Here is a 14,465-nt window from a genome sequence, read left to right on the forward strand (position 1 = left end):
AGAAAGTGGACGCCATGCGAGCAGATCGCGACCATCACGGTCAGCACCGCCTCGGAATGCCGAACGGCGTGCACTGCATAGAGTTTCCCGAAGTTGCTTTTGCCCTGGCAGAGCACCGTCGTACGTGGTTCACGATGCTCGTGAGCCAAGGCCGACACAGCTTCGCGTCGATGCGTAAGCGCACAGCCGAAGCGACCGCCACCTACTGGGTGCCTGCTCCCGCAAACTGAGTTCTCTTCACGAAGTACAAAATGACCGGCAACCCTTCGGTGCCGGTCATTTTTGTGTTCACTCACTGAATTGATTCTTCGCTCGCAAGTGACACCTGGCAGAGAAAAGAACCCCGCCCCTGCACGTGCAGGGGCGGGGTTCTTCACAGATCTCGCCTGATCAGATCAAGCGGTAATCCTTATGCGTTGCCCGACAGCTTCTCGCGAAGTGCGGCGAGCTGTGCATCGCTGGCAAGCGATCCGCCAGCGGACTCGGCCGGAGCGGAGCCGGCAGCAGCCGGAGCCTCGGCGTCGTCTGCAGCAGCCGTCTCCGAGGAGTAGCCGGCAGCAGCGGTGGCAGCCTCAGCGGCCTCGTCTGCAGCGGTCTTCTCCATCTGAGCGGTGTGCATCTTGTGGCGACGCTCAGCCTCGGCGTAGCGGTTCTCCCACTCTTCACGCTGCTTGTCGAAGCCCTCGAGCCATTCGTTGGTCTCGGGATCGAAGCCCTCGGGGAAGATGTAGTTGCCCTGCTCGTCGTACGAGTCGGCCATGCCGTACTTGGACGGATCGAACTCGGCGTTGTAATCCTCGTTGGCCTGCTTCAGCGACAGCGAGATACGACGACGCTCGAGGTCGATGTCGATGACCTTGACGAGTGCATCGTCGCCGACGCCGACAACCTGGTCCGGAACCTCGACGTGGCGCTCAGCGAGCTCCGAGATGTGAACGAGGCCTTCGATTCCCTCTTCGACGCGCACGAATGCACCGAACGGAACCAGCTTCGTGACCTTGCCGGGCACGATCTGGCCGATGGCGTGCGTGCGGGCGAACTGACGCCACGGATCTTCCTGCGTTGCCTTGAGCGACAGGGAGACGCGCTCGCGGTCCAGGTCGACGTCGAGAACCTCGACGGTGACCTCGGTGCCGACCTCGACAACCTCGGACGGGTGATCGATGTGCTTCCAAGACAGCTCGGAAACGTGAACCAGACCGTCTACGCCGCCCAGGTCCACGAATGCACCGAAGTTGACGATGGAGGACACGACGCCCTTGCGGACCTGGCCCTTCTGGAGCTGGTGCAGGAATTCGCTGCGAACCTCGGACTGAGTCTGCTCGAGCCATGCGCGGCGCGACAGGACCACGTTGTTGCGGTTCTTGTCGAGCTCGATGATCTTGGCCTCGATCTCCTTGCCGACGTACGGCTGGAGGTCGCGGACGCGACGCATTTCGACGAGCGAAGCGGGGAGGAAGCCACGAAGACCGATGTCAAGGATGAGGCCGCCCTTGACGACCTCGATGACGGTGCCCTTGACGGCCTCGTCCTTCTCCTTGAGCTCCTCGATGGTGCCCCAGGCACGCTCGTACTGAGCGCGCTTCTTCGACAGGATCAGTCGACCTTCTTTGTCCTCCTTGGTGAGGACGAGAGCCTCGACCGCATCTCCCACGGAGACGACCTCATTGGGGTCGACGTCGTGCTTGATGGAGAGCTCACGAGAAGGGATGACGCCTTCGGTCTTGTAACCGATGTCGAGCAGAACCTCGTCGCGGTCGACCTTGACGATGGTTCCTTCGACGATGTCGCCATCGTTGAAGTACTTGATCGTGGCATCGATGGCGGCGAGGAAGTCCTCGGCGGAGCCAATGTCGTTAATGGCAACCTGCGGCGAGGTGACGGTTGTGGAGGGCATATGTTGAATTGCTCCGGACGAGTTGTGGTCGGTTGATGGATTTTGTCGGACGAGATGCGCAACTGTGGCGTACAAATGTTGGAAGTACTTTGTGAAGTACTAGATCGAAGTACCCAGCTGCATCAATAACGAACAACCGAATACCGGATCACATTCCACACCGCGGAAGCGCACCGCGAGCTCCCTCGGTCCGACTGATTCCGAGACCTTGGTAAAGATCTCGTATAGACAATCGGTCGGATGACAGACACTCGCGTGAGTAAGACTACGCGTCGGCTATCTTGCCGGGCAAACCCGGGTACCCTGCGCCCGCATCACCCGTTCTACTGTGTTGTTCATGTCTGACGAGCGCCATGCCGCTGCCAATTCCATTCTCGGTACCAGCGGCGTCGGCCGAGTCCGTGTCGATTCGAGTTCCAGCGACCGCGCCAGCCGTGCGTGGTGGGACGCCGACGCCGACGATTACCACCGAACCCACGGCGAGTTTCTGGGCGTGAACAGCGCGGAAGGTGAATTCGTCTGGTGCCCCGAAGGGCTGCACGAGGGCGATCACCACTTGCTCGGCGACATAGTCGACAAAGACATATTGGAAGTGGGTTGCGGCTCGGCGCCGTGTGCCCGATGGCTCGCCGGACATGGTGCTCGGGCCGTCGGTCTCGACATCTCGATGGGGATGCTCGCCCGCGGGCAGGAAGCGATGAATGCCGGCGGACCGGCAGTCCCGTTGATTCAGGCAAGTGCGGAACTCCTGCCGTTTGCCGACGGGAGTTTCGACATCGTTTGTTCTGCGTTCGGCGCCGTCCCGTTCGTTGCCGATTCGCAACGAGTGATGAACGAAGTCGCCCGGGTTCTGCGTCCCGGCGGATCGTGGGTCTTTGCCGTCAACCATCCAATTCGATGGATCTTCCCCGACGATCCCGGGCCGAAGGGCTTGACCGCGACCCTCCCCTACTTCGACCGCACCCCGTATGTCGAGGTCGATGACAACGGAGTCCCCACCTACGTCGAGCATCACCGCACCATCGGCGACCGGGTTCGTGAGATCGTCGCGGCCGGACTTCAGGTGCGCGACATCATCGAGCCCGAATGGCCGGAGTGGTTGGACCGCGAATGGGGACAGTGGAGTCCCCTGCGCGGCCAACTCTTTCCGGGCACTGCAATTTTCAGCGCCGTCAAACCCTGACGGCTACAGCAGCTTCGACAGGAAAGCCTTGGTCCGGTCGTGCTGAGGATTGGCCAGGAGTTCCCGCGGCTCGCCTGCCTCGACCACAACTCCCCCGTCCATGAAGACCAACTGGTCGGCGACCTCGCGGGCGAAACCCATCTCGTGGGTGACGACCACCATCGTCATGCCTTCTTTGGCCAACTGCTTCATCACGGTGAGAACTTCACCGACCAGTTCGGGGTCGAGCGCGGACGTCGGCTCGTCGAACAGCATGAGCTTCGGGTCCATCGCGAGAGCGCGGGCGATGGCAACTCTTTGCTGCTGACCACCCGACAACTGGGCCGGGTAGGCGTTGGCTTTGGCGCTCAACCCGACCTGATCGAGGAGGTCCTTCGCTCGTTCGACAGCCTTCTTCTTACTGACGCGCTTCACCTGCGTCGGCGCTTCGATGATGTTCTCGAGAGCGGTGCGGTGCGGGAACAGATTGAAGTGCTGAAACACCATCCCGATGTCGCGGCGTTGTTTGGCCGCTGCTCGCGGGTGAAGTTCGTACAGTTTTCCGTTCTTCTCCGAGTAGCCCACCAGGTCGCCGTCGACGTACAGTCGGCCGGCGTTGACCTGCTCGAGGTGATTGATGCAGCGCAAGAACGTCGACTTGCCCGACCCGGACGGCCCGACGAGACACAGGACCTGACCGGGGTCGATTTCGAGCGAAATCCCTTTCAGGACCTCCAATGCGCCGAAGTTCTTACAAACTCGGTCTGCTTTCACCATGGGGGTCATTTGCGTTCTCCTCCGGGGGTATCCGGAAGCGTTTCCACTACCGTAGCTTTTCCTTGCGCGTCGGCCAGTGCCTGAAGTTGGCGTGTGGTCAGTGCTCGGGTTGCGCCCTTCGAATAGTGACGCTCGACGTAGTACTGCCCGATCATGAGCAGACTCGTGATTGCGAGGTACCACGTCGCCGCCACCATCAACAGGGGAATCGGCTCGAAGTTGGCGCCCGAGATATCGCGCGCTCGACCGTACAACTCGAAGCTGTAAGGGACCGCCGTCACGAGCGAGGTGGTCTTGAGCATGCTGATGACCTCGTTACCGGTCGGCGGAATGATGACGCGCATCGCCTGCGGTAGAACGGTTCGTCGCATCGTCTGACTCCACGTCATACCCAATGCAACAGATGCTTCGGTCTGGCCCTCGTTGACCGAACTCACGCCGGCGCGGACGATCTCGGCCATGTAGGCGGCCTCGTTCAATGCCAAACCGATCACGGCAAACAGAAACGCTGCCTGCAAGTCCTGGAGATTGATGTGCGCAAACTGATGTACGAAGGGAATACCGAGATCGATGCTCTTGTAAATCGACGGGAACAGGCCCCAGAAGACCAACTGCACGTAGACAGGTGTTCCTCGAAAGATCCACAGATAGCCCCAAGCCGCGGCGCGAAGCACCGGGTTGGGAGAGAGTCGCATGACTGCCAGAATCACACCGAGGACGATCGCGATCACCATTGCCAGCACCGTCAGCTGGATCGTTGTCCACGCACCAGCGGAGATGCGTTTGTCGAACAGATACTGACCGTAAGTCCCCCATGCAAAGGCCTCGTTGGTCGCCGCGCCGTAAACGAACAGTCCGAAGAGGACCACGACGACGACCGCGGCAATCCAACGACCAGGTCTGCGTAGTGGAATCGCCTTGATCGGCACCGGATCGCCGGTCTCAGTTGTTGTCATGTTCATCAGCTTTCCGCGCCGTTGATCTTGGATACTTCGATGACGCCGGCCTCGACACTCCAGGTCTGCGCGATCTGTTGATAGACACCGTTGTCGATCAGGTACTGCATTGCCTGCTGCAGGGCGGGACCGAGGGCGGAGCCCTTCACGATCGGCCAGCCGTAAGGCGCCGAATCGAAGGGTTCTCCCGCAGCTTCCATCCGGCCCTTGCTCCGTTTGATCGCATAGCCGGTCACTGGTGAATCAGCGGACAGCGCGTCGACTCGACCGAGAATGAGCGCGTTGGCCGCGTCGTCCTGGCTGTCGTACTTGATCTTGTCGATCGGGGGTTTGCCCTCGGCCACGCAGGCCTCGCTCTTGGCCGGCACCTCGTCGATGTCCTCGGTGGTCGTGGTCTGCACCGCCACCCGAAGCCCGCACGCATTGTTCGGATCGACTGGCTTGTCCGGCCGCTGGGCCCACTGGATACCCGCGCTGTAGTACGTGACAAAGTCGACCGTCTTCTCGCGCTCCTTGGAGTCGGTGAACGAAGACATGCCGAGGTCGTAGCTTCCCGACTGAATAGCGGGGATGATCTTGTCGAAGTCGGCTTGGTTGAAGACAGCTTCGACCCCGAGCACGGCGGCAACGGCATTCATCAGGTCGACGTCGAAACCGACGATGTTGCCGTCCGCGTCCTTGAATTCGTTTGGCGCGTAAGGAATGTTGACCCCGACCTGCAGTTTGCCCGAATCCGTGACCTTGGACGGCAGAAGTGCGGCGATCTCGGGCACCTTCTGGACATCAAGTGGCGGCCCTTCCGGAACGAGACCCTCGTTGTTGGTGACACATCCGCCGCACAATGCGACGATCAAGCCCACCAACAGGACTCGCACCACGTTGGCGCGGATACGCCCGCCACTGCTCGAGCCATAACTCACGCCACGTGGCCTTGGTGCCCGTGCGTTTTCATCGACCACGACTCTGCTCTCCACTCGTCGATCGCCGCACTTGCAACGTCCATCCGAAATTCAGTCGAACGGTAGGTTACGGCAGGAGTTCCACCGTCGCCGACTTCGCAAGATTCCGGCCTGTCGTACAAGAATCAGCGACGCAGAGTGTGTGCGTACACGACTTCGGAAAATTCGCTGGTCGATGCCAAACCGCCGAGGTCGGCGGTCGCGATGCCCGACGCGATGGTCGTACGAACCGCGTCTGAAATGCGGCGTGCCGCCGCAGACAACAACCGATCTCCGCGCGCATCACCGAGCCAGTCGAGCATCATCGCACTCGAGAGGAACAGTGCCGTCGGGTTCGCCCGGTTCTTCCCGGCGATGTCGGGTGCTGCACCGTGCGCAGCCTGAGCCATGACCTGCGTCTCGGAAGCGTTGATCGACGGCGCGGTTCCGAGTGAACCGGACAGCTCGCCCGCCAGATCCGACAAAATGTCGCCGAACATGTTTTCGGTCACCACGACGTCGAAGTCTCCGCCGCGTCGAACGAGGTGCGCCGCCATCGCGTCGACGTGCTCGTCGTCGACGACTACGTGTGGGTACTCCGCAGCGACGGTTCGGCAGGCGTCACGGAACAGGCCGGTGGTCAGTGTGAGGACGTTGGCTTTGTGGACGATCGTGACGTGATTGCGCCGTCGCGACGCCAACGCGAAGGCAGTGCGTGCGATCCGTTCACACGCAGCGCGGGTGAACACACCGACGGCCAGCGCGATGTCGGGCGTCGGCATGAACTCGCCGCTGCCGACTGCCATGTTCCGATCCGCGTACAACCCCTCGGTGTTCTCGCGGACGATCACCAGATCCATGTCGGGGACCATTGCCTTGACACCGGGGAACGCCGCTGCCGGCCGAATGTTCGCGAACAGCTCGAACTTCTTCCGGATGACGCCGCCGGGTGTGAGTTGTCCGCGAAACCTCTCCGGATAGGACGCACTGTCGTGGGGTCCGAGAATCCAACCCTGCAGCTGCCCCAACCCATCGATGGTCTCGTCGGGAATCGGCGTGCCGTGGCTGTCTATGGCCGTACTCCCGAGCGGAAGCTCGACCCACTCGACGGGCGGAGCATGAACCGCTGACAACGCCGCATCCACGATCTGCCGTGTCGCCGGGACGATTTCGTGGCCGATTCCGTCGCCGTGCATGAGCCCCAGCCGCATGGCCGAAGTACCGATTGCGCTCGCACCTGTCATCAGGCAATCATTGCTCACCATGGTCCAGTCGGTGGAATTGCTCCTCGATCCAGTGAGTGAGTCGGCAGTGCGAGCACAATGGCAGCTACTCGCCGACGCCGGTTTACCGAGTCAGGCCTCTCATCACAGCCCGTCCAACCGTCCGCACATCACGCTGTTCGTCGCCCGTGAGATCCCCGCGGAGATCGACGAACTGTTGAAGCGGCGCTTCTCGGCCCTGGACTTCGAGGTCCGACTCGGTGGCTACGTCGTGTTCGGCGGCAAGCAGATGGTCTTGGCGCGCTCGGTCATTCCTTCGCGCGCACTCCTTCACCTGCACCGAGAAATAGCCGAGTCAACAGTTGGCTCGACGGCACTTCCCGCCCACGTCGAGCCCGGCGCGTGGACGCCTCATGTAACGCTCGCCCGACGCGTCGAACCTGCACGTCTGGGTGAAGCCATCGCCCTGCTGGGCACCGACGTGATTCAAGGGCGCTGCGGCGCGATCAGGCGCTGGGACGGCGAACAGAAGACGGAATGGTTACTGACGCCGCCGCTGTGACAGAGCGGGTTGCACGTCGGGTCACCAGGATTCCCGCGATCACCGCGAGTGCACCAACCGGCTGATTCCAGCCAACGCTTTCGTTCAAGACTATTGCGCCGAGAGCGACGCCCACCACTGGACTGAGATAAGTGACGGTGGACGCCGCAGTCGGCCCCCACTCCTGAACGACATTGGTGTTCCAGATGAATGCGAGCCCGGTCCCCAGTGCGCCCAGAGCGATCATCGACAGGACAATTGCCGGCGTCAGGTGCATCGGTGTATTCGCGATGACCGGTGAGGCCAGAACCATCACGAAAGCTCCGATACTGATCTGTAATAGCGCGACTGTGCGGGTGTCGACGCCGAGAGGAAGCACGAAACGTCTGAGGTAGACAAACGAAATCCCGTACGATGCAGTCGCTCCCAGGCAAGCGACCTGAGAACTGACACTTCCGCCGACGCCGAGATTCCACGGCGCCAATACGATCAGCACCCCACCGAATCCGAGAAGCAACCCCAGCGATTTGTATCGCGTCAGCGTCTCCCCCGGCAGAAAGGCAAGGGAGACAGCCATAGTCATCAGTGGTGTGGTGGCGTTGTAGATGCTCGCGAGTCCCGAGGACATGTTTTGCTCCGCCCAACTGAACAGCAGCCACGGCACGATGCATTGTGTCGCTGCGAGAAAAGCCATGTGTTTCCAGACGCGAAAGTCCCTCGGTAGGCCGATCCGGCTGACCGCTGACACGAGAACCAGCGCGAGCGCACCGAAGACCAAGCGCCACAGAACTACCTGCGTGAAGGACAGACCTTCGAGCCCGATCTTCATGAAGAGGAAACTGGCTCCCCACACCACCGCAGCTGCGGTGTATTGAAAGGCCAGACTTGCCCTCAAAGGGTGAAGTCTCCGTGCGGACTGACGTCGTGACGAGTGTCGGGCGTTCGGCCGGCAAGAGCTAGTACGTTCAGGACCAGTAGGACCAAGACGCTGACGACGATGATTGCCATGTGTCCAGCCTGACGGAATGTCCCACGTGGCAGTAGTGGCAGAAAAGCCAGACTTGGACGATTTTCTGCCACTTTCCTGTTTTTCTGTCACACTCGAAAGATGCTCGCGAAAGTGGTGGTCCCACTGATGCCGATGACCGAGGCGTTCGAACTCGGCGTGGCATGTGAAGTCTTCGGCTTCGACCGATCCGACGACGGCCTCCCCACGTACGACTTCTCTCTGATCGCCGCAGTTCCGGGTCCGATCCGAACGCGGTTCGGGTACAACATCGATGTTCCGTACAACCTCGATTCTCTCGACGACGCCGATCTCATCGTCGTGTCCGCCGGCGGAACCTACGACGCCGGCGACGCGTACATGTGCTCACCGAGTCCCGACTCGAGTGTCGATCCCCTGTTGGTCAAACTCAACGAGGCCGTAGCCCGGGGCGCCAAGGTGGCGAGTCTGTGCACCGGAGCGTTTGTCCTCGGGGCGGCTGGACTACTGGACGGAAGGCGATGCACGACGCATTGGCGGCATGCAGAGAGGCTTGCCCAGACGTATCCGGAAGCCAAGGTCGATCCGGACGTGTTGTACGTGGACGAAGATCCGGTGTTCACCAGCGCAGGCACCGCGGCAGGAATTGACCTGTGCCTGCACATCGTCCGAAAAGAACAGGGTTCTCGCGTTGCCAATGGCATCGCGAGAAGGATGGTGGTGCCGCCCCATCGTGACGGTGGGCAAGCCCAGTACGTTGCCACTCCCCTCGCCTCGACGCCGAGTGCAACCCTTGCCCCGCTCCTCGACTGGATGACGGAGAACCTCGCCCTCGACCTCACTGTGGGCATGGTCGCAGCCCGCGCGAACATGTCCGCGCGCACGTTCGCGCGCCGTTTCCAAGCGGAAACGGGAACAACCCCCGCCCGCTGGCTCAGCGATCAGCGAGTACTGGCCGCCCAACATCTCCTCGAGAATTCCGACCTCTCCGTCGACGTCATCGCAGAACGCGTCGGATTCGGCGGCGGTGCCGTGCTTCGCCAGCACTTCATTCGTCTGCGTTGCACCACGCCGCAGGCCTACCGCCGGACGTTTCGGGCGACCGAGAACGCAAGCTGAAATCGGCTCAGGGAAGAATCAGCGGTTCCGGGGCGTTGCACACACCAACAGCCCGCACAATGGAAAGGACCCCTGTGGCCACCCAGACACTCACCCAGCAGAACTTCGACGAAACGATCAACGGCAGCGACGTCGTCCTCGTGGACTTCTGGGCCTCCTGGTGCGGCCCGTGCCGCCAGTTCGCACCGACGTTCGAAGCCTCTTCGGAGAAGCATGCCGACGTCGTTCACGCCAAGGTCGACACCGAGGCCGAGCAGGGAATCGCAGCGGCCGCCAACATCCGCTCCATCCCCACGATCATGGCCTTCCGCGAAGGCGTACTCGTGTTCAACCAGGCCGGCGCGCTTCCCGCCGCTCAGCTCGAGGAGCTCGTCACTCAGGTCAAGGCACTCGACATGGACGAGGTCCGCAAGCAGATCGCAGAGCAGACCGCATCTGCTGAATAGCGTGAAAAGGCTGGGCCGGAATCGAAGTCGATTCCGGCCCAGCCTTTTTCGTTGCTCCCTAGTGAGCCGCGCTGTCCCAGCTTCGACCGGTTCCCACCGAAACATCCAGAGGTACCGACAGCTCGATGGCTGTGGCCATCTTGTCCTTGACCAGCGCGGTGACCTCCTCCAACTCGGAGGCAACCACTTCGAGCACCAATTCGTCGTGCACCTGCAACAGCATGCGCGACTTCAATCCGGCGTCGGCGAGAGCCTTCTGCACGTTGATCATCGCCACCTTGATGATGTCGGCCGCAGTGCCCTGGATCGGCGCATTGAGGGCAGCACGTTCGGCAACCTCACGACGCTGACGGTTGTCGCTGTTGAGGTCCGGCAGGTAGCGACGACGACCGTAGAGCGTCGAGGTGTAGCCGTCCTTACGTGCCTGCTCGACCACCGCGTGGAGGTAATCCCGCACGCCGCCGAAACGAGCGAAGTACGCATCCATCTGCTGCTTCGCTTCTTCGGTCGAAATCTTCAGCTGCGACGCCAATCCGTAGGCACTGAGCCCGTAGGCCAGACCGTACGACATCGCCTTGACCCGGCGACGCAGTTCAGGAGTCACCTCTTCGATCGGTACACCGAATGCACGCGAGCCGACAAAACTGTGCAGGTCCTCACCGGTGTTGAATGCCTCGATCAGCCCCTCGTCGCCTGACACGTGCGCCATGATGCGCATTTCGATCTGGCTGTAGTCGGCAGTGAGCAGAACGTCGAACCCCTGCCCGACTACGAATCCGTCGCGAATCTCGCGCCCCGCGTCGTTTCGCACCGGGATGTTCTGCAAGTTCGGATCGGTCGACGACAGGCGTCCGGTCGCGGCAACCGTCTGATTGAACGTCGTGTGAATGCGTCCGTCTTCGGCTACGGCCTTGAGAAGACCGTCGACGGTCACCTTCATACGCGTCGCATCACGATGCGCGAGAAGGTGTTCGAGGAACGGGTGTCCTGTCTTGTCGAACAGACCCTGCAACGCCTCGGCGTCGGTGGTGTAGCCCGTCTTCGTCTTCTTCGTCTTGGGCATGTCGAGTTCTTCGAACAAGACCACCTGCAGTTGCTTCGGCGAACCCAGGTTGATCTGCTTGTCGATCACCTCGTAGGCGGAGTTTGCGGCGTCGGCGACCTGGGAGGCGAAACGGCTCTGAAGATCGTGCAGATGCGCGCTGTCGACGGCGATGCCGGTGGCCTCGATCTGAGCGAGCTCGATCGTCAACGGCAGTTCCATGTCGGAGAGGAGCGACTTGGACTCGATCGACTCCAACTCGGTGTCGAGTGCAGCTGCCAAGTCGAGAACGGCCTGAGCGCTGAGCATCGCGGTCTCGGCCGCTTCGGCATCGAGCTGCTCGGTGTCGTCGAGCAGTGAAAGCTGTTCCTGGCCGGATGTTTCGGCGCGCAGTTCACGCTTGAGGTAGCGGAGCGAGAGGTCGTCGAGATTGAAGCTGCGCTGGCCCGGCCGGACGAGGTACGCGGCCAGAGCAGTGTCGCTGGTCAGTCCCCCGAGCGTCCAACCACGCCCACGCAGAGCATGGATCGCCCACTTGGCTTCGTGCAGCGCCTTCGGCTGCGATGCGTCGGCGAGCCAATCACCGAGAGCTGCTTCGTCTTCCGGTGTTGCCGTCGACGCCGCGATGTATGCACATTCACCGTCGGAGGCCGCGATCGCGAGTGCAGTGACGTCGCCGGCGAACGGAGTTCTGGTTCCGAGCACCGTCACGCCGTGACGCTCACCGGTTCGTGCGTGGGCGTCGAGCCACGCGGCAACCGCACCCGGGGCGAGTGCGTCGCCGCTGACCTCGAACCCTTCCTCTGCTTCGGGCTCGGACGACGACAGGGTCGCGAACAGTCGATCGCGGAGAACCTTGAACTCGAGATCGTCGAACAACGCATGAATCTTCTCGCGGTCCCACGGGGCCAACACCAACTGCTCGGGCGTGTACGGCAAGGGAACGTCGCGAACCATTTCGGTGAGCTGACGATTGAGCAGGACGTTCGCGAGGTTCTCCCGCAGTGAGTCGCCCACCTTGCCGCGGACCTTGTCCACGTTGTCTACCAGTCCCTGCAGGTCGCCGTACTCACGGATCCACTTGGTGGCGGTCTTCTCGCCGACGCCGGGGATGCCGGGGAGGTTGTCACTCGGGTCGCCGCGCAGTGCAGCAAAATCGGGATACTGCGCCGGGCTGAGGCTGTACTTCTCCTCTACGGCCGTCGGCGTGAATCGGGTGAGCTCCGAGACACCCTTCTTCGGGTAGAGCACAGTGACGTTGTCGGTCACCAGTTGCAGCGAGTCACGGTCACCGGTCACGACGAGAACCCGGTATCCGAGTGCCTCCGCCTGCGTGGTCAAGGTGGCGATCACGTCGTCGGCTTCGAAACCTTCCTCGGCCATGACCGGGATGCCCAGCGCGCCGAGAACGTCCTTGGTGATGTCGATCTGGCCCTTGAATTCGTCCGGAGCCTTCGCGCGCTGCGCCTTGTATTCGGGGAACAGGTCGGCGCGAAACGTCTGACGCGACACGTCGAAGGCCGCGGCCAGGTGGGTGGGCTGCTCGTCACGAAGAAGGTTGATCAACATCGACGTGAAGCCGTACACCGCGTTGGTGGCCTGCCCACTGTGTGTCTTGAAGTTCTCTGCAGGCAGCGCGTAGAAGGCGCGAAACGCCAACGAATGCCCGTCGAGAAGCATCAGAAGAGGGCGATCGTCCGCCTTGCCGGTGGTGCCGGCTGGAGCGGTGGACGTGCTGGACCGAGTTGTGGTTGCGGGGCTCACGGTTCATCAGTCTAGGGATCGCGACCGACATCGACGCCTTCGCCGTTGTTTACGCAGGAACAGACACAAGAATCGGACAATTGATGCAGCCTTCGGTCTTCGATACGGAACCGAAACATCCCGGAAATCTCAGAACCCCATCTGAAGCGAACGGAGCCGTTAGAGTCCGGAAATCGCAGCAACGAAACAATCCCTGTGCTGCGCGGCACCTTTGTCCAGACGCGCTATTCCCGACCCGCTCGGAGGACGTACGTGGCCCCACCCGTAGTGAAACGGCAGACCCTCGCGACACTCAGCCGACTACTGGCCTTTGCATTACTGACGTTCTTCGCATTACTCAGCCTGGCCGGAATTGCTTCGGCTCAGGAACCGACCACTTCCCCTACACCGCCGACCCCGACCGCATCCGCAACACCGACAGCACCGGTTCCCGACAACGCTGTCCCCGTCAGCGGCAATCTCAACAACGGCGGCACACGCCTCGAGGGCGTCACCGTCCGTGCGCTCGATTCTTCCGGCACGGAAGTCGCCACCGGAGAATCGGCATCGAACGGCCGTTGGGAACTGGCCGTGGCACCGGGCACCTACACCTTCGAGATCGTTGCCGACACACTTCCCGACGGGGTCAGTGTGCAAGCCGCTGTCGAACGCGAGGTGGTGGCCGGCCGCGCGAACACCGTGATCTTCTCGTTCGGTGAGGTACGTACCGCCTCGAATGTCAGCTTCGGCGAGAAGCTGATCCGCACGACGGTCGACGGTCTGCGGTTCGGCCTCGTGATCGCGATCGCCGGTGTGGGTTTGAGCCTGATCTACGGCACCACTGGCCTGACCAACTTCGCTCACGGCGAGATGGTGACGTTGGGAGCCGTTGCTGCCTGGGTGATCAACACGTCCTTCGGCGTTCCGCTGATTCCCGCCACGATCCTCGCGATCTTCGTCGGCATCGGCATCGGCCTGCTGACCAACGGAACCGTCTGGAAACCACTGCGTAAGCGCAAGACCGGGTTGATCGCGCAATTGGTGGTCTCGATCGGTCTCGCGATTTCATTGCGCTACTTGATCCTGATCTTCTTCTCCGACCGCGCCGAACCGTTCGACGACTACCAGGGCCAGGTCGAGAAGAACTGGGGCCCGATCGCACTGACCGACGCCAACGCGATAGTCATGATCGTCAGTCTGGTCGTCCTGGTCGGCGTCGCACTGCTTCTGCAGAAGACTCGCATCGGAAAGGCCATGCGTGCCGTCTCCGACAATCGTGACCTCGCCGCTTCGTCCGGTATCAACGTCGAGCGCGTGATCATGTTCGTCTGGGGTCTCGGCGGCGGACTGGCCGCCCTCGGCGGTGTGCTGTTCGGTATCTCCGAACTCGGAGGACGCGTCCAGTGGGAAATGGGATTCAAACTGTTGCTGCTCATGTTCGCCGGAATCACCCTCGGTGGTCTGGGAACCGCGTACGGGGCGCTACTCGGCTGCGTCATCGTCGGACTTCTGGTCCAACTCTCGACGCTCATCATCAACCCAGACCTCAAATACATCGGCGGACTTCTCGTCTTGATCGTGATCCTCGTGGTTCGCCCCCAGGGCATCCTCGGATCCAGACAAAGGATCGGGTGAC

General features: G+C 61.7%; 13 protein-coding genes. 6 read left to right on the forward strand and 7 right to left on the reverse strand.

Going from position 1 to position 14,465, the window contains the following annotated elements; genetic code table 11:
- The first annotated feature begins 14 nt into the window (after positions 1–14).
- The gene (locus ABH939_RS12925) at positions 15–230 is read left to right on the forward strand and encodes a hypothetical protein (RefSeq protein ID WP_003944056.1); all 216 of its coding nucleotides are present in this window, start codon (positions 15–17) and stop codon (positions 228–230) included.
- A 179-nt stretch (positions 231–409) separates the two neighbouring features.
- Here the strand turns inward: ABH939_RS12925 and rpsA are convergent, their stop codons facing one another.
- Positions 410–1,897: a 30S ribosomal protein S1 gene (gene rpsA, locus ABH939_RS12930; RefSeq protein WP_003944095.1), complete on the reverse strand. Its 1,488-nt coding sequence runs from the start codon at positions 1,895–1,897 to the stop codon at positions 410–412.
- Positions 1,898–2,234: 337 nt separating this feature from the next.
- On the opposite strand from rpsA, the gene ABH939_RS12935 reads away from it, so the two are divergent.
- The gene (locus ABH939_RS12935) at positions 2,235–3,080 is read left to right on the forward strand and encodes a class I SAM-dependent methyltransferase (protein WP_404649686.1); all 846 of its coding nucleotides are present in this window, start codon (positions 2,235–2,237) and stop codon (positions 3,078–3,080) included.
- Positions 3,081–3,083: 3 nt separating this feature from the next.
- Here the strand turns inward: ABH939_RS12935 and ABH939_RS12940 are convergent, their stop codons facing one another.
- From ABH939_RS12940 to ABH939_RS12955, 4 genes are all read right to left on the reverse strand, one after another.
- On the reverse strand, positions 3,084–3,845 hold the full coding sequence (locus ABH939_RS12940) for an amino acid ABC transporter ATP-binding protein (RefSeq protein WP_019748634.1): 762 nt from the start codon (positions 3,843–3,845) through the stop codon (positions 3,084–3,086).
- Complete coding sequence (locus ABH939_RS12945) at positions 3,842–4,798, reverse strand: amino acid ABC transporter permease (protein WP_019748635.1); 957 nt, start codon at positions 4,796–4,798, stop codon at positions 3,842–3,844. The genes ABH939_RS12940 and ABH939_RS12945 overlap by 4 nt, the downstream gene beginning before the upstream one ends.
- Positions 4,798–5,670 (reverse strand): ABC transporter substrate-binding protein, encoded by an 873-nt coding sequence (locus ABH939_RS12950; protein ID WP_024487476.1) that lies wholly within the window; start codon positions 5,668–5,670, stop codon positions 4,798–4,800. Before ABH939_RS12950 ends, ABH939_RS12945 begins: the two co-directional genes overlap by 1 nt.
- Positions 5,671–5,876: 206 nt before the next feature.
- Complete coding sequence (locus tag ABH939_RS12955) at positions 5,877–6,974, reverse strand: isocitrate/isopropylmalate dehydrogenase family protein (RefSeq protein ID WP_039972997.1); 1,098 nt, start codon at positions 6,972–6,974, stop codon at positions 5,877–5,879.
- Between ABH939_RS12955 and ABH939_RS12960 the strand changes: the two genes are divergently transcribed.
- Positions 6,940–7,515: a 2'-5' RNA ligase family protein gene (locus ABH939_RS12960; protein ID WP_197486171.1), complete on the forward strand. Its 576-nt coding sequence runs from the start codon at positions 6,940–6,942 to the stop codon at positions 7,513–7,515. The genes ABH939_RS12955 and ABH939_RS12960 overlap by 35 nt on opposite strands.
- Here the strand turns inward: ABH939_RS12960 and ABH939_RS12965 are convergent.
- Positions 7,460–8,389: a DMT family transporter gene (locus ABH939_RS12965; RefSeq protein WP_064074468.1), complete on the reverse strand. Its 930-nt coding sequence runs from the start codon at positions 8,387–8,389 to the stop codon at positions 7,460–7,462. The two genes, ABH939_RS12960 and ABH939_RS12965, sit on opposite strands and share 56 nt — an antisense overlap.
- Positions 8,390–8,602: 213 nt before the next feature.
- On the opposite strand from ABH939_RS12965, the gene ABH939_RS12970 reads away from it, so the two are divergent.
- Positions 8,603–9,598, forward strand: coding sequence for a helix-turn-helix domain-containing protein (locus ABH939_RS12970; RefSeq protein ID WP_003944097.1), 996 nt, complete (start codon positions 8,603–8,605; stop codon positions 9,596–9,598).
- Positions 9,599–9,672: 74 nt separating this feature from the next.
- Positions 9,673–10,044, forward strand: coding sequence for a thioredoxin (trxA, locus tag ABH939_RS12975; protein WP_003944106.1), 372 nt, complete (start codon positions 9,673–9,675; stop codon positions 10,042–10,044).
- 58 nt (positions 10,045–10,102) lie between these two features.
- Here the strand turns inward: trxA and polA are convergent, their stop codons facing one another.
- Positions 10,103–12,850: a DNA polymerase I gene (polA, locus tag ABH939_RS12980; protein ID WP_007728727.1), complete on the reverse strand. Its 2,748-nt coding sequence runs from the start codon at positions 12,848–12,850 to the stop codon at positions 10,103–10,105.
- A 303-nt stretch (positions 12,851–13,153) separates the two neighbouring features.
- On the opposite strand from polA, the gene ABH939_RS12985 reads away from it, so the two are divergent.
- Positions 13,154–14,464, forward strand: a complete 1,311-nt coding sequence (locus ABH939_RS12985) for a branched-chain amino acid ABC transporter permease (protein ID WP_404649752.1) — start codon at positions 13,154–13,156, stop codon at positions 14,462–14,464.
- The last annotated feature ends 1 nt before the right edge of the window (position 14,465 follow it).

The organism is Rhodococcus sp. 27YEA6, from assembly GCF_044908235.1.
GTDB classification, from domain to species: Bacteria; Actinomycetota; Actinomycetes; order Mycobacteriales; family Mycobacteriaceae; genus Rhodococcus_F; species Rhodococcus_F qingshengii.